Source organism: Microbacterium hanjuni (assembly GCF_043556395.1).
In the GTDB taxonomy this organism is placed as follows: domain Bacteria; phylum Actinomycetota; class Actinomycetes; order Actinomycetales; family Microbacteriaceae; genus Microbacterium.
This window is the reverse complement of sequence record NZ_JBIGIK010000002.1, coordinates 651,646-665,989: the sequence shown is the minus strand read 5'-3', so window position 1 is coordinate 665,989 and position 14,344 is coordinate 651,646. Positions and strand designations below refer to the sequence as shown.

The 14,344-nt window shown below is 68.6% G+C and carries 14 protein-coding genes; 6 read left to right on the top strand and 8 right to left on the bottom strand.

Annotation, left to right across the window (positions count from 1 at the left end; genetic code table 11):
- Nucleotides 1-46: 46 nt before the first annotated feature.
- Genes ACFXP5_RS10945 through ACFXP5_RS10930 form a run of 4 tightly spaced genes read left to right on the top strand, consistent with a single transcriptional unit; the run spans nucleotide 47 to nucleotide 3,535 of the window.
- The gene (locus ACFXP5_RS10945; protein ID WP_394544633.1) at nucleotides 47-802 is read left to right on the top strand and encodes a PIG-L deacetylase family protein; all 756 of its coding nucleotides are present in this window, start codon (nucleotides 47-49) and stop codon (nucleotides 800-802) included.
- The gene (locus ACFXP5_RS10940) at nucleotides 799-1,503 is read left to right on the top strand and encodes a 4-carboxy-4-hydroxy-2-oxoadipate aldolase/oxaloacetate decarboxylase (protein WP_394544632.1); all 705 of its coding nucleotides are present in this window, start codon (nucleotides 799-801) and stop codon (nucleotides 1,501-1,503) included. The genes ACFXP5_RS10945 and ACFXP5_RS10940 overlap by 4 nt, the downstream gene beginning before the upstream one ends.
- On the top strand, nucleotides 1,490-2,557 hold the full coding sequence (locus tag ACFXP5_RS10935) for a 4-oxalomesaconate tautomerase (protein WP_394544631.1): 1,068 nt from the start codon (nucleotides 1,490-1,492) through the stop codon (nucleotides 2,555-2,557). Before ACFXP5_RS10940 ends, ACFXP5_RS10935 begins: the two co-directional genes overlap by 14 nt.
- Nucleotides 2,558-2,587: 30 nt before the next feature.
- A complete protein-coding gene (locus ACFXP5_RS10930) occupies nucleotides 2,588-3,535 on the top strand; it encodes a VOC family protein (RefSeq protein ID WP_394544630.1) in 948 nt (315 codons plus the stop codon).
- 131 nt (nucleotides 3,536-3,666) lie between these two features.
- Here ACFXP5_RS10930 and ACFXP5_RS10925 read toward each other — a convergent pair whose 3' ends face one another.
- From ACFXP5_RS10925 to ACFXP5_RS10895, 7 genes are all read right to left on the bottom strand, one after another.
- On the bottom strand, nucleotides 3,667-4,788 hold the full coding sequence (locus ACFXP5_RS10925; RefSeq protein WP_394544629.1) for a 5-methyltetrahydropteroyltriglutamate--homocysteine S-methyltransferase: 1,122 nt from the start codon (nucleotides 4,786-4,788) through the stop codon (nucleotides 3,667-3,669).
- Between the two features lie 103 nt (nucleotides 4,789-4,891).
- Complete coding sequence (locus ACFXP5_RS10920; RefSeq protein ID WP_394544628.1) at nucleotides 4,892-7,711, bottom strand: DUF6351 family protein; 2,820 nt, start codon at nucleotides 7,709-7,711, stop codon at nucleotides 4,892-4,894.
- Nucleotides 7,712-7,850: 139 nt separating this feature from the next.
- Nucleotides 7,851-8,645 (bottom strand): hypothetical protein, encoded by a 795-nt coding sequence (locus ACFXP5_RS10915; protein WP_394544627.1) that lies wholly within the window; start codon nucleotides 8,643-8,645, stop codon nucleotides 7,851-7,853.
- 61 nt (nucleotides 8,646-8,706) lie between these two features.
- Nucleotides 8,707-9,144 (bottom strand): VOC family protein, encoded by a 438-nt coding sequence (locus ACFXP5_RS10910; protein WP_394544626.1) that lies wholly within the window; start codon nucleotides 9,142-9,144, stop codon nucleotides 8,707-8,709.
- A 184-nt stretch (nucleotides 9,145-9,328) separates the two neighbouring features.
- On the bottom strand, nucleotides 9,329-9,997 hold the full coding sequence (locus tag ACFXP5_RS10905) for a cation efflux transmembrane domain-containing protein (RefSeq protein WP_394544625.1): 669 nt from the start codon (nucleotides 9,995-9,997) through the stop codon (nucleotides 9,329-9,331).
- On the bottom strand, nucleotides 9,994-10,332 hold the full coding sequence (locus ACFXP5_RS10900) for an ArsR/SmtB family transcription factor (RefSeq protein WP_394544624.1): 339 nt from the start codon (nucleotides 10,330-10,332) through the stop codon (nucleotides 9,994-9,996). The genes ACFXP5_RS10905 and ACFXP5_RS10900 overlap by 4 nt, the downstream gene beginning before the upstream one ends.
- Before the next feature lie 59 nt (nucleotides 10,333-10,391).
- Nucleotides 10,392-11,033, bottom strand: a complete 642-nt coding sequence (locus ACFXP5_RS10895; protein ID WP_394544623.1) for a TetR/AcrR family transcriptional regulator — start codon at nucleotides 11,031-11,033, stop codon at nucleotides 10,392-10,394.
- Nucleotides 11,034-11,123: 90 nt separating this feature from the next.
- On the opposite strand from ACFXP5_RS10895, the gene ACFXP5_RS10890 reads away from it, so the two are divergent.
- Both ACFXP5_RS10890 and ACFXP5_RS10885 read left to right on the top strand, forming a co-directional pair.
- Nucleotides 11,124-11,843 (top strand): SDR family oxidoreductase, encoded by a 720-nt coding sequence (locus tag ACFXP5_RS10890; RefSeq protein ID WP_394544622.1) that lies wholly within the window; start codon nucleotides 11,124-11,126, stop codon nucleotides 11,841-11,843.
- A 222-nt stretch (nucleotides 11,844-12,065) separates the two neighbouring features.
- Nucleotides 12,066-13,211, top strand: a complete 1,146-nt coding sequence (locus ACFXP5_RS10885; protein WP_394544621.1) for a glutathione-independent formaldehyde dehydrogenase — start codon at nucleotides 12,066-12,068, stop codon at nucleotides 13,209-13,211.
- 186 nt (nucleotides 13,212-13,397) lie between these two features.
- On the opposite strand, the gene ACFXP5_RS10880 is transcribed toward ACFXP5_RS10885, so the two are convergent.
- Entirely contained in the window at nucleotides 13,398-14,273 is an 876-nt protein-coding gene (locus ACFXP5_RS10880) for a PaaX family transcriptional regulator (protein WP_394544620.1), read from the bottom strand.
- Nucleotides 14,274-14,344: the final 71 nt, after the last annotated feature.

Sequence of the window (14,344 nt, the reverse complement as noted above, 5' to 3'; positions counted from 1 at the left end):
AACAAAATGTTGACCATTTCGTCGAAGGTGTGATTCGCTGACTGCCATGGCACACCGGAGTCCGTCCCTACTTGTGGTCAGCGCGCATGCCGGCGACTTCGTGTGGCGCGCCGGCGGGGCCATCGCCGCGGCCACTCAGCGCGGCGAGCGCGCGACGGTCGTCTGCCTCAGTTATGGCGAGCGCGGCGAATCGGCCAGCCAGTGGCTGGAGGGCAAGAGCCTCGAGGAGATCAAGGCCATCCGCCGCGGCGAGGCCGAGGCGGCAGCATCCGCACTCGGCGCCGACATCATCTTCCTCGACCTCGGCGATTACCCCCTGCGCGAGTCCCCCGAGGCGATCGCTGCCCTCATCGACATCTACCGGCAGGTGCAGCCCACGGTGGTGCTGACCCACCCGCTCACCGACCCGTACAACGGCGATCACCCCGCCGCGGCGCGCATGGCCCTCGAAGCCCGCGTGCTGGCGCAGGCGATCGGCGTCGCGAATGCCGACGGCTCGTTCCCGACCGCCGACGAGATCATCGGCGCACCCCCCGTCTTCTTCTTCGAACCGCACCAGCCCGAGCAGAGCGACTTCAAACCCAACGTGCTGCTCGACATCACCGAGGCGTTCCCCCGCAAGCGCGCGGCGATGGAATGCCTCGCCGCCCAGAAGCACATGTGGTCGTACTACACCGACCTCGCCGTTCGCCGTGGCGTGCAGGTCAAGCGCAACGCGGGCCCCAACCTCGGACTCGCCCACGACACTCGGGGCGAGGCGTACATGCGCTACCTGCCGCAGGTCACGGGACTGCTCGAATGACCGGGGTCATCGTCACCGACATCGAGAGAGCGGATGCTGCCACGACGGCAGCATTGGCCGAGTTCGGTTCTGCGACGGTGCACGAGGCGATGGGCCGAACGGGATATGCCGGAGCGCGCATCAAGCCGATCCAGCAGGGCGCACGGATCGCCGGAACCGCTATCACGGTGCGCGTCGCCCCGGGCGACAACCTCATGGTGCACGCCGCGATCGAGCAGGCCCGTGACGGCGACGTGATCGTCGTGGTCCCCATCACCGATTCGGCCTTCGGCTTCATCGGCGACCTGATGGCGACCCAGATGCAGACCCGCGGGGTGCGGGCCTACGTGACCTCGGGCGGCGTGCGCGACACGGCTGAGCTGCGCGAGATGGGCTTCCCGGTCTGGACGGCGCACGTCAGCGCGCAGGGCACCGTGAAAGACACCGCCGGCTCAGTGAACATCCCCGTCCTGCTCGACGAGGTCGAGGTGCGCCCCGGCGATGTGGTGGTCGCCGACGATGACGGGGTGACGATCGTGCCGCGTGAGCGTGCGGCGGAGACCTTGGATGCTGCCCGCGCCCGGGTGGCCAAGGAGTCGGCCAACCGCGAGCGTTACCGCGCGGGCAAGATCTCGATGGACCTGAACGACCTGCGACCGGTGCTCGATCAGCTCGGCGTCAGCTTCATCACGCAGGAGGAGCACCGCCGTGGCCGACGCTGACGGCATCCGCTGCATGCTCATGCGCGGCGGCACGTCGAAGGGCGCGTTCTTCGTCGAGGCCGACCTCCCCGCGGAAGAGAGGGACCGCGCCGACCTGCTGCTCAGGGTGATGGGAAGCCCGGATCCCGCGCAGATCGACGGGCTCGGTGGCGCGCACCCGCTGACCTCCAAGGTCGCCGTCGTTTCGCGCTCGAGCGTGCCCGGCGTCGATATCGACTACGTCTTCTACCAGGTCGCCGTCGACGAGCCGGTCGTCTCCACCGCGCAGACCTGTGGCAACCTGCTCGCGGCCGTCGGACCGTTCGCCCTCGAGCGCGGCCTCGTCACAGCATCCGCCGATCGCACCACCGTGCGCATCCGCCTCGTCAACACCGGTGACGTCGCGGCGGCCACGTTCGCGACCCCCGCCGGCCGTCCCGACTACGACGGCGACACGGCGATCGACGGGGTGCCCGGCACGGCGGGGCGTATCGATCTCGAGATCTCCGGCGGTGACAAGCGCCTCCTTCCCAGCGGCGAGGTCGTCGACGAGGTCGCCGGCCACCGCGTGACCCTCATCGACAACGGCATGCCGGTGGTGCTCTTGCGCGCGGACGAATTCGGAGTGCGGGGCGACGAGATGCCCGAAGACCTCGAGGCGCGGGACGATCTTCGCGCCGAGATCGAACGCGTACGCGTCGCTGCCGGAGCACGCATGGGCCTGGGCGACGTTTCGCAACAGACCGTGCCCAAGATGATCCTGCTCTCCCCAGCCACCGAGGGCGGATCGATCTCCACGCGGGCTTTCATTCCGTCGCGGGTACATACGTCGATCGGGGTGCTGATGGCTGCGTCCGTCGCCGCCGGCCTCCGCATCCCGGGCGCTGTCGGCTCCGACCTCGCCCAGCTCCCCGAGGGAAACGGCGAGACCGTGATCGAGCACCCGACGGGCAGCTCGCCGACCACGGTGACCGTCACCCAGGACGCGGACGGCACGTGGCGCGCAACGTCGGCATCGGTACGCACCGCCCGCAAGATCTTCGACGGCACGGTCTTTGCCCGGCCGCGTCGCTGACCCGCACGCCCCTCAGAGAGGACCCGCACCATGACCGACTCCACTTCCTTCGACGTGGCCCACATCGGCAGCGTCGAGCTGCTGACGCCCGAGTTCGACAAGAGCCTCTGGTTCTTCCGCGACCTCCTCGCGATGCGTGTCGTCGCCGAGATCGACGGCTCCGTTTACCTGCGCACCTGGGACGACTACGAGCTGTACACGATCAAGCTCACCCCATCGGATGCTGCGGGCGTGGGGCGAACGACCTTCCGCGCGATCTCACCGGCCGCTCTCGAGCGCCGGGTCGCGGCGATCGAGGCGACCGGCCTCGGCGAAGGGTGGGTCGACGGCGAGGTCGGCACCGGCCCGATCTATGCGTTCCGCGACCCCGACGGCCACGCAATGGGCATCTACTACGAGACCGAGCGCTACGTCGCGACCGACGACAAGCCGGCGCTCAAGAACCAGGCCTCGGCGTTTCCAGGGCGCGGGGTCAACGCTCGCCGTCTCGACCACATCAACTACCTCGCAAAAGACGTCGAGGCCAACGGCGAGTTCCTCGCGGGCGCCCTCGCCATGCGCGAGAGCGAGCGCATCCGCAACGATGACGGCAAGTTCGCCGCCTGGTGGTTCCACTTCTCGCTCAAGTCGTACGACATCGTTTATTCCGACGATTGGACCAAGCACGGCAACCGCCTGCACCACATCGCCTTCGCCCCCGACACCCGAGAAGACATCCTCAAGGCCGCCGACATCTTTCTCGAGAACGGCATCCACATCGAGTCCGGCCCCCACAAGCACGCGATCAACCAGACGTTCTTCCTCTACGTCTACGAGCCCGGCGGCAACCGCATCGAGTTCGCCAACGCCGGCGCGCGCTTGCTGCTCGACCCCGACCAGCCGGTCGTGGAGTGGACGCAGGAGGAGCGCAAGAAGGGCCAGGCCTGGGGGATGAAGACGATCGAGACCTTCCACACCCACGGCACCCCCGTGGTCTGAGCACCGCACGCGCCCGGGCAGCAGCATCCGGGACCTGAGACTCCTGCTCCCCTGTCGCACGCGATGCGGGGCCCGGACCGCCATGCGCGACGGGGGAGCAGGCTGGGCGCCGAGGAGGTCGCGGGGAGGGGTCAGCCCCAGACGGAGCGGGAGATGTCGACGACCGAGCGGATCTTCGCCCACTGCTCGTCTTCGGTGAGGGTGTTGCCCTCTTCGGTCGAGGCGAAGCCGCACTGCGGGCTGAGTGCCAGCTGTTCGAGCGGAGCGAAGGAGGATGCTTCCTCGATGCGCGGGCGGATGTCGTCGGCGTCTTCGAGTTCACCGCTCTTGGTCGTGATGAGGCCGAGTTCGACGATCTTGTCGCCGGCCGGGAGGAAGCGCAGCGGCTCGAAACCGCCCGCGCGCTCGGAATCGTACTCGAGGAAGTAGCCGTCGTAGGCGGTGTTGCCGAGGAGCTGTTCGGCGATCGGCTCATAGCCGCCGGAGGAGATCCAGGTGGAGCGGAAGTTGCCACGACAGACGTGCGTCGTGACGATCAGGTCGTCGGGCTTGCCCTCGAGGATGCGGTTGAGCAAGGTGGCGTAGCGCTCGGCGATGCCCTCGGTGTCGATGCCGCGCTCACGCGCCTTGGCCAGTTCCGCGTCGGAACAGAGGTACGCCCACGCGGTGTCGTCGAATTGCAGGTAGCGGGCACCGGCGTTGTAGAACGCGGCGAGCGCGTCGCGATAGGTCGTCACGAGGTCGTCGATGATCGCATCCCGCCCGCTGTAGGTCGCGGGATCGATGTGGTCGGGCTCGAGCCGGAAGTCGAGCACGGTCGGCGCGGGGATCGTGAACTTCGGCGTCGCGCCGGTGCGGGCGGCCGCGTCGCGGAGCGCTCGGAAATGGGCGAGGAACGGGTGGTCGGCGGGGAAGCGGATGGGGCCCGTGATCTCGATGCCGCGCGGACGAGTCTGCACGCCCTGGAACTGGATGCCGTGGTCGAGTTCGACGATCTCGACCCCGTCGAGCAGACCGAAGAAGTCGAAGTGCCACCAGGAACGGCGGAACTCCCCGTCGGTGGCGACCTGGAGTCCGTTCTCGGCCTGCTGCTGCACGAGGGCCTCGACCGCAGCATCCTCCACCGCGCGGAGGGCGTCGTCGCTCAGGTCACCCGCGGCGTGCTGGGCGCGCGCCTCGGCGAGAGCGGCCGGCCGGAGGAAGCTGCCGACGATATCGGCCCGGAACGGCGGAGTGGCAGTGGTTGTCGACATGGTGAGATCGTATTGCGCGCCTCGGAGGTGGGCGATCCCGGGTGTCACAGACCGACATGGGAAAGGCCGGACCGCGGAAACGGTCCGGCCCTCCCCCTGCGCTCTACGGCGTGGTCACACCCCCCGATGTCCGCGCGCGCCGCCGCAGGGCGAACGCCAGTCCCCCGGCGGTCAGAAGACCTGCGCCCAGGAGCGCGAAGCCCCAGGGGGCGGTCGAGCCGGTCGACGCGAGGGAACCGGATGCGACGACCGTCACCGTCACACGGATCGACCCGTCGCCGGCCGCGGTCACCACGAGGGTGTGTGCGCCCAGGTCGAAGTCGGCGGGGATGGCGATCGAGAAGCGGGTCGTCCCGTCCGCCCCGGCGGCCGGGATACCGGTGACCACGATCGGATCACTGAACAGCGTCGCCTCGATCGTCTGCCCGGGCTCCAAGCCCACCACCGTGACCGGCAGCGTGCCTCCCTGTTCGACCGTGGTCGCGCCCAGGATGACCGCCCAATCGTCACCGTCCGCCGTCGGCGAGGCGGATGGCGAGGGGTCGGTCGACGGTGAGGGCGAGGTCGTCACCGCCGCGGCGACAGGCCCGGTCGCCGCGGAAACGGCCGATCGATCGATGAGACCCGGCGCCGAAGCCGTGACCCGCACGGTCACCGCCTGGCCTTCCGACCCGACCGGCGGCGTGAACGTCGATCCGGTCACCCCGGCGACGACGACGCCGTCGAGCAGCCACTCGTAGGTTGCCGTCGCATCCGCCGGCTCGGTCACGGCCGTGGCGCTCAGCGGAGAGCCGACGCGGGGCTCACCCGTGATGACGGGCGGCTCGAGCGCCACCTGTTCGGTCTCACCGAAGTTCAGCCACGTGCCCTCGAGCTCGGCGTAGCCCTGGCTGGGCTGCGTCCAGTCGCAGACACCGTCGGCGAACACCGTGTTCAGCTGCGCCCACTGCTCGTCGGTCATCGTGGGGTAGTCCGCGCGAACCGGGTCGGTGACCTCGCACTTCAGCACGTCGCGCAGCAGCGGCTCGCCCGCCTCGTACCGGGGTTCGGAATGATACGGGTAGAGGGTGTTGCACGCCGTCGTCGGGTCGGAGTAATCGAGCTCCTCTTCGATGAAGGTGCCACCCGCGTCGAAGCATCCGTCCTCCAGTTCCGCCGGACGCGCTTGCACCGTGCGTGCACGGTCGGCGGGGCCGCCGAGCTCTTCGATGCCCTCGAGCCACGCGTCAAGGTAGGCGAACGCCTGCTCGCGCATGAGCGTATTGACCGCGCCCTCCGGGCTCGTCCAGTTCACGTGCGTGTCCGCGTTGCCGTGCGCCTCGAGCATCCGCTCGCGGATGATCGCCGAGCGGTAACGCTCGTGGAAGTCGCCCCGGAGGTCGCTGTACCCACGGATCTCCAGCACCGGGATGGTCTCGAGTCCGCCGGTCATCATGTTGACGCGACCGGTCTCGAAGGCCCGCTCGATCGCCTCGACGCTCGCGACGGATCGTTCGGCCGTGCGCACGCCGTCGACGTTCATGCCGCCGATGTTCTGGTTGAGGCTGAGGAACTGCTCGACCGAGATCTCCCCGTTCTCCACGGCGTCGAGCCCGTACTGCACGCCCACGTTGTCGGGTTCGACGCGAAGACCGCGGCCCTGCTCGTCGACGCCGTAGACGTTCTTCACCATGTCGGCGATCGTGCAGCGCAGGCCGTCGGGGTTCGTCGGTGACCACCGGTCCGCGACCGGCACCGCTGCCGCGCAGCCGCGGTTCGGGTCATCGACTCCGTCGAAGAAGGTGAAGCCGAAGCAGGTTCCCGTCACCGCGTGCCCGCTGACCGCGAGCTTCTGCGCGTCGGTCCAGCCGCCACCGGCGGTCGAGCCCCAGTAGTTCTGCAGGCCGCGGCAGTCGTGACCGCCGATGGTGGTGGTGCGCTCATCGGGGTAACCGATCTCGCCGAGGACGCCGTCGAGGATTCCGGGGTAGTTGTTGGCCAGCAGCAGTTGCTGCATGGTGCCGGCCGACCCGCCGGAGCCCATCGTGAACCGCACGGCACCGTGGGTCTCGATGAACTTCTCCTTGACCATCATCGCCGTCTCGGCACTCGTGACGTCGTTGCAGTTCTGCGCGTAGACATTGAGGGTGGCCGACGCGACGGCGTAGCCGTTGCGCAGCAGCAGGTCGTTCTCGACCCCGCCGGTGCTCGTGCCCTGCCAGTACCCGACGCCGCACGCGCCGCCGAAGGTGTAGGCGAGTTTGCCGGTCCAGCCGGCGAGGTCCGTGGTCGGTGAGGGCGCCGCGGTGGCAGGATCGTGCAGGATCGCCGTCTCGTAGACAGCGCGATTGATCGTGCCCCGTTCGATGCGCACGATGTAGGGAACGTCCACGCCGTCGACCTGCGCGGTCGCGAGGTCGGTGGGCCGCGTACCGTTCGTCGGGAAGTCGGCGAACGCCCCGGCGGTCGTGCGGTAGCGGTACGTCACGAAGGTCTGGTCGGTCTGACAGTCGGCGTCGAGTTCGCCGAAGTTCCACGGTGCTCCCGAGGCGGTGCAGTACATCGGATGCTGCGGGCCCGAGAAGACCGGACCGGACAGCGGGTGGTTCACGACCTCCACCTCTGCCGAGCCGGAGTCGGCCGTCTCGACGACGATGTCGCTGGATCCGAGGGGCAGCCCCTCGACCAGACCGATGAGGCGACCCTCGTCGGCGACGAACGCCGACGAGACGTCGACACCGGCGGCGGTCACGCGCACCTCACCCGCAGCGCCGGTGACGGCGACGAGCGCGTCGCCACCCGAGACACTGTCGGCTCGGCTGGACAGGATCTCGACGCTCACGCTGTCCGCCGCGACGGCAGGAGGAGTCAGCAGCGCCAGGGTGACGACGGATGCTGCGGCAACAGCTCCCGCGGCGGCGAACAGGTTTCGGGGTCTTCTCATGAGGATGCCTCCGAGCAGGGGATGAGGACGACGTCGTCCTGGACGGCATCATTGCCGCCTCAGCCAGATAGTAGAAGCTGTCGTGACGAGCGTCAATGAAAACTCAAAGGTTAACTGATCGCCACAGGACGACCTGCTCTTAGCCCTCGTCGAGGAAGACTCCGACTCGATTGCCGTCGAAGACGAACTGCAAGGCGCTACCCGGGGGGAACTGCGCCCGCATCTCCTCCGGGGCGCTGCTGTCGACGAACAGCTCCACCGAGGCGGGGAACGCACCGACGCGGCAGCCGGCGAAGTAACTCCCCTGGATCGATTGGTTGTTCAGATTGGCGTCCGGCTCCGGCAGGTCCTCCGTGGCGACGGCGGAGATGCATTCCCGCCCCGCGACCGCGTAGCCGCCACTGCTTTCGAAGATCGTCAGGCCGAAGAATTCGAACACCGCAGAACTCGGACCCGCGCCGAACCACCCGCTCGGAACCTCCACGGCCGTCGTTTTCTCCAGGGTCGCGATCTGCGGCGCGCCGGACGAGGAAGACACCGGCGCGATCGACGTCAGCGCATGCGTGATCGCAGCCGACGCGACGATGGATGCGATCACCGAGAGCACCCACCACACGCGCAGTCGAGGGGAAACGATCTTCCCGATGAAGGAAGTCCGCGCTTCCACCGAATCCGGCTCAGGTTCGTGGCGTTCATCTTCCGGCTCGCGAATCGCTTCTCGATGAGAACCAAGGTGCCCCCCGAGAGGTGGGGCGGGTTCGGCCGGGGCGGGCTCGGGAACGACCGGGGCGATGCCTGCCGGCTCCGGTCCGGCGAACGTGGATTCGAGCTCGCGCAGGCGCTGAGCGGCTCGAGGATCCTGGTCGATGTCAGCCTCGGGGCCGTAGGCGCGAGCCTGCAGCATGTTCAACTCGTGCTGTGTCGAGGCATCCATCGCCCGCATCCTTTCACGAAGCCTCCGTGCCGTCCCGGTGGCACGGAGAGGAAGGGCGGGGTCACGAACCGAACCCGACGATCGCTCCACGCGCGTCGAACCGGGCCGTGGATGCCCACGCGATCTCCCACCGATTGCCCTCGGGGTCGGCGATGTACCCCGAACGTCCGCCCCACTCCCGCGTCGTGGGAGCTTCGACCGGCGTGGCTCCGGCCGAGACCGCCGCTTCGAACGCGACGTCGACCTCGCCGGGGGTGTCGACGTTGCACGCGAGGGTGACCCCCGACCATCCCGCCGAGGGAAGCTCCCCTCCTGCCGCCTCGATCGACAATGGAGAGAGGGGATAGAGCGAGAACAGCACTCCCCCGAGCAGGAAGGCCGCCCAGGTGTCATCGCTCCCGCCTACCTCGTCCCATCCGAGCGAGCCGTAGAACCGACGAAGTGCGGGCAGGTCGCGCGCCCCGACGGTCACGACCGAGAGGCGCGGAGGAATCGACACGGGTGCATTCTGTCAGGACGCCTCGCCCACCGCCCGGGCTCGGGCGGCGGGAGGACTTTCGGCCGAGCGGAGGAGGGTTCAGGCCGGGGAGTCCTCTCGCCGACCGAAGCTCCTCGCGAACTCGGACGATCGGCCTACTCGGTGCGGGTGTTCGGCGCCGGCGCCCGTCTCGAGTCGCTGCGAGCTAGTGGTCGTGGTGATCGTTCTCGCCCTCGAGAAGCATCCCGACCGAGGTCGCGCACGCGTCGCCCCGCCACGCTTCGATCCCCTCGCGCACGGCGAAGACGGCGATCACGAGCCCTGCGATCGCGTCTGCCCACCACCACCCGAGGAGGCTGTTGAGCACCAGCCCGATGAGCACGGCCGCGGAGAGGTAGGTGCAGATGAGGGTCTGCTTGGAGTCGGCGACGGCGGTGGCCGAGCCGAGCTCGCGGCCCGCGCGCCGCTCCGCGAAAGAGAGGAAGGGCATGATGATCACGCTCAGAGCAGTGATCGCGATGCCCAGTGGCGAGTGTTCCACGGTGACCTGGCCGAGCAGAGCGAGCAGCGAGGAGACGCTGACGAAGGCGGCGAGCGCGAAGAAGGCGACAGCGATGACCCGGAGGGTTCCCATCTCCCAGCGCTCCGGGTCGCGGCGCGTGAACTGCCAGGCGACCGCGGCGGCGGAGAGGACCTCGATCGTCGAGTCCAGCCCGAATCCGACGAGCGCCGCCGACGACGCGACCGTGCCCGCCGAGATCGCGACGACGGCTTCGATCACGTTGTACGCGATCGTCAGAGTGACGACCGCCTTGATCCGCCGCTGCAGGATGCGCTTCCGCTCACTCTCGGCGGTCGACGACGCGACGCTCATGAGCAGGTGCAGCTGTCGCCGGTGCAGCAGTCGGGTTCGACGTAAAGGACGACGCGCAGCAGTTCGTCCAGCGCGGGAGCTAGATGCTCGTCGGCGAGCCGGTACCAGGTGCGCCGGCCGTCGGGCACGGCTTCCACGAGACCGCAGCCGCGCAAGCACGCGAGCTGGTTGGACATGACCTGACGCGAAACGCCGAGAGACTCTGCGAGACCCGAGGGCTGCGCGGGAGCTTCGCGCAGAGCCAGGAGCACGCCCGCGCGTGTCGAATCCGCGAGAGCGTGCGCCAGCCGCGCGAGTGCGGCGGTATGCGTGACAGTGGCGGTCGCGATGGACATGGGCCGAGAGTACAGGAGTGTCTGAATTCACGGAACCCTGTATAAACCGGACGACGCCGTTACGTATCCGCCCCGCGCAACGCGGGGAGCAGCACGTCGTCGATCACCGAGACGAAGAAGTCGCGGTCGACCGATGCGCGGTCGACACTCAAACGGTGCGTGCTCATGGCGGGGATGACTACGGACAGAACGGGGATACTGGTCGCCACCGCGGCGGAAATCTCGCCCCGGTGCAGAGCTCGCTGCAAGAGGCGCCGGTAGACCTCGACGTACGGGTCCGTGACCTCGGACCGGATCACGGCGGCCATTCGCTCTGAGCTCCGCGTGGCCGAGGCGAGCCCCGCGAAGATCGCCATCCGCCGCTCCGGGTCACCCAGCCACGGGGAATCGACCACCGCGAGCAGGTCGGATCGCAGAGATCCGAGATCCGGCAGATCATCCACCTCCGGGGGCCGTCCGGCGGCACGGATCGCCGCAAGCACGAGGTCTTCCTTCGTCGCCCACCGCCGGTAGAGGGTGGTCTTCGCCTTGCCCGTTCGGGCCGCCACCTCGTCGACGGTCAGCCGCTCGTAGTCGCGCTCGGCCAGGAGGTCGAGCGTGCTCGCCAGGATCGAGGCATCGCTGGAGCGGTCGAACGGGCGGCCCGTCCGCCGGGCTGCGGACTCGACCCGGGGTTCGGGGGCCGCCTCGGAAGTATCCATCTCTCGCAGAGTACGGCACGCAGCCCCCGTTACGCTACCTCCGAGTATCGTAAGTCGGGAAGGCGCGACCGTGCCGCCGGAGGAGAAGCAATGGATATCCAGGACTCAGTCATCGTCATCACCGGAGCGTCGTCCGGAATCGGAGCAGCGACCGCGCGTGCAGCATCCGCCGCCGGGGCGCGCGTGGTGCTCGCCGCCCGACGCGCGGACCGCATCACCCGACTGGCCGACGAGCTCGATCGAGCCATCGCCGTGCGCTGCGACGTCACGGATCAGCGCCAGATCGAAGCGCTCGTCTCGACGACGCTGGCCGAGTTCGGGCGCATCGACGTGCTCGTCAACAACGCCGGTCAGGGGTTGCAGGCCACCGTCGAACAGATCGCGCTCGATGACTTCCGCTCCCTGCTCGAGCTGAACCTCATCGCGCCGCTCGCGATGATGCAGGCGGTGCTCCCGACGATGCGGCGCCAGCACGCGGGTGCCATCGTCAACGTCAGCTCCGGCACCACTTTCGCAAACGTGCCCGGAACCGGTGCCTATGTCGCCTCGAAGGTCGCACTCGAGCGCCTCACCGCCATTGCCCGCAACGAGTGGGAGGCCGCCGGCATCGCCGTGTCGACGGTGATTCCGTTCGCGACCGACACCGAGTTCCTCGCGTCGATCCGTGCAGGTCGCGCTGACGCGGAGGCGATGACGGCCGGAGCAGAGTTCGACACACCGGAGACCGTCGCCGACGCCATCCTGCAGCTCATCAGAAGCGGTGAACCTCAGCTCGATCTGGTTCCGGCCGCGTACGGCGGCACCCGCTGAGCGCGTGAGCTCGCGCGGGCGCCGTCCCACCCGCAGCTCCGGACCTTGTTCTGCCCCTGCGGGCGGACCTGTTCTGCTTCGGCGACGGGGAGCCACCGCCCATAGACAGTAAGAAGCACTTCCGCAACCGCCTGTCTCAGCCCGCACCCACCGGCTGAGGTGAGCGAGACGCCGCGATGATCATCCGATCTCGGGCGGCGTCCGATTCGGAAGGAACCCCCCATGCGAGCAGTCGTCTTCAAGGGCCCGTTCAAGCTCAGCGTAGAAGATGTCCCCGACCCCAAGATCGAGCAACCGCTGGACGCGATCATCCGCATTACGACCGCGAACATCTGCGGGTCGGATCTTCACCCGTACGAGGGTCGCGCACCGTTGGACGCCGGCATGGTGCTCGGTCACGAGAACATGGGAATCGTCGAGGAAGTCGGGGCCGGAGTCGACCGCATCAAGGTCGGAGACCGCGTCTCCGTGCCCTTCAACCTCGCCTGCGGCACGTGCCGCAACTGCAACGACGGATTCACCTCAGCCTGCCTCCGGGCGAACCCTTCGGGGAACCCCGGAGCGGGTTACGGATATCCCGGCATGGGCCCTTACCTGGGTGGGCAGGCCGAGCTCCTGCGCGTGCCGTGGGCGGACTTCAATCTTCTCGAGCTGCCGGCCGGAACCGAGAACGAAGCCGATTTCACGATGCTGTCCGACATCTTCCCCACCGGCTATCACGGCACCGAATTGGCGATGGTGGCACCGGGCAAGTCCGTGGCCGTCTTCGGGGCAGGACCGGTCGGGCTCATGGCGGCCTACAGCGCGCTGCTGCGCGGGGCATCGCAGGTCTTCGTCGTCGATAAGGAACCCGACCGCCTCGCCCTTGCCGCGAGCATCGGCGCCACCCCGGTCGACATCTCCGACGGCAATCAGACCGAAACCATCATCGATGCGACCGACGGTTTCGGAGTCGACTGCGGCGTGGAAGCGGTGGGCTTCCAAGCGCACGACGCCCACGGCCAAGAACATCCCGAACTGGTTCTCGACAACCTCGTGGAGGTCGTCCGCGCCACCGGGCACATCGGAGTCGTCGGCGTTTACGTCCCGGAGGATCCGAAAGCCGCCGAAGAAGGCGCCAAGACGGGCCGCATCGCCTTCAACTACGGCCTGGCATTCGAGAAGGGCATCAGCATCGGATCAGGGCAGTGCCCGGTGAAGCGTTACAACCGGGAGCTGCGCGATCTGATCATCCGAGACCGCGCCAAGCCCTCGTTCATCGTCTCGCACGAACTCGGTCTCGACGAAGCCGTCGACGCCTACGACCGATTCGACAAGCGCGAAGACGGCTGGACGAAGGTCCTCCTCCACCCGGGACAGACGGCCTAGCAACCGCCCCGATCGCACGAGCGTCGGAAAATCGCACCGTTGTCGGAGGATTTCGGCGCAATCCTCCGACAACGGTGCGTATCTCCGACGCTCGTGCGATCGGGCCGCGGGGAGAGGGCGGAGGGGAGAGGTCGGCCCCATCAGGCTTGATCCGGTGGCCTCAGCGGTAGGCGCTGACCCGTGAGGTCAGGCGGCAAGCAGCCGCTGGGTGACCCGATCGGCCAACCGGGGCTCGATGGCGGAGACGAGCTGGGTGAACCTTTCGACGCTGGCCGGACCGAGCGACGCGTGCACCTCGGCGAACCGTCGGCGTAGCGGCACCCGCGGCCAGTCGCTGGGCAGAAGTTCGGAGGGGAGGGCGGGATCGGTCTCGCGGAACGCCTGCCAGGCGAGCATGAGGCGGGAGCGGAGCGCCAGGGCGTTCACCGGCTCGCCCGAGGTCTCAGCATCCGTCAGCGTCGTCGCGAACGCGGCGTATTGCCGCTGGATCTCATCGAGGTTCCACGCGGAGCGCGGGCTCGCCCCTCCGGATCGCTCGAGCTGAGCGCGCATCGCCGTGACGTCGGCCACACCCAGCTGCGAGAGCTGCCCGAGCGCGTCGGCTGCAGCATCGCGTGCCGAGATCCAGACGCCGTCGTAGAGGGGTGCGAATCCCAGCCAGCGCAGTCGTGACCGCGAGGAGTGCCGCAGCGCCCGCTGCGACTCGGGGATCGAGAAGGCCACGACCGTCCAGGTGCTGTCCCAGGGTTGCTCGCGGACCCCGAACGTGTCGAGCCACTGCGCTTCGTCGCCGACGACCGCGAGGCCGCGATCGGTCAGGCGGTGCGCCGTTCGCCGGCCGTCGCGCTCCGCCGACAGGAGGTCGACGTCGACGAGACGCCCGAGAGCCGCCCGCGCTGCCGCTTCCTTGACACCCAGGTCACCGAGGGCCCCCAGGATCGACCCGGTCGGCAACGCCTCGGGCACACGCCACCAGTAGTCACCGAAGAGGGTGAGCACCTGGCGGGCCGGGGAGACACGTCGGACGGGAATCGACTCGCCGCCGAGGGCTGTCCCCATCATCCGGCCATCCTCCCACGCTCGACCGACCGACCCCGCTTCGCAACAGTCCCGCTCCCCTGTCTCGTTGCAGC

Coding starts and splice junctions, on each gene's coding strand:
- ACFXP5_RS10905 (WP_394544625.1), bottom strand. CDS start 9,997: ATGAGCGTCGCGTCGTCGACCGCCGAGAGTGAGCGGAAGCGCATCCTG.
- ACFXP5_RS10900 (WP_394544624.1), bottom strand. CDS start 10,332: ATGTCCATCGCGACCGCCACTGTCACGCATACCGCCGCACTCGCGCGG.
- ACFXP5_RS10930 (WP_394544630.1), top strand. CDS start 2,588: ATGACCGACTCCACTTCCTTCGACGTGGCCCACATCGGCAGCGTCGAG.
- ACFXP5_RS10925 (WP_394544629.1), bottom strand. CDS start 4,788: ATGTCGACAACCACTGCCACTCCGCCGTTCCGGGCCGATATCGTCGGC.
- ACFXP5_RS10915 (WP_394544627.1), bottom strand. CDS start 8,645: ATGGATGCCTCGACACAGCACGAGTTGAACATGCTGCAGGCTCGCGCC.
- ACFXP5_RS10895 (WP_394544623.1), bottom strand. CDS start 11,033: ATGGATACTTCCGAGGCGGCCCCCGAACCCCGGGTCGAGTCCGCAGCC.
- ACFXP5_RS10885 (WP_394544621.1), top strand. CDS start 12,066: ATGCGAGCAGTCGTCTTCAAGGGCCCGTTCAAGCTCAGCGTAGAAGAT.
- ACFXP5_RS10940 (WP_394544632.1), top strand. CDS start 799: ATGACCGGGGTCATCGTCACCGACATCGAGAGAGCGGATGCTGCCACG.
- ACFXP5_RS10890 (WP_394544622.1), top strand. CDS start 11,124: ATGGATATCCAGGACTCAGTCATCGTCATCACCGGAGCGTCGTCCGGA.
- ACFXP5_RS10945 (WP_394544633.1), top strand. CDS start 47: ATGGCACACCGGAGTCCGTCCCTACTTGTGGTCAGCGCGCATGCCGGC.
- ACFXP5_RS10920 (WP_394544628.1), bottom strand. CDS start 7,711: ATGAGAAGACCCCGAAACCTGTTCGCCGCCGCGGGAGCTGTTGCCGCA.
- ACFXP5_RS10880 (WP_394544620.1), bottom strand. CDS start 14,273: ATGATGGGGACAGCCCTCGGCGGCGAGTCGATTCCCGTCCGACGTGTC.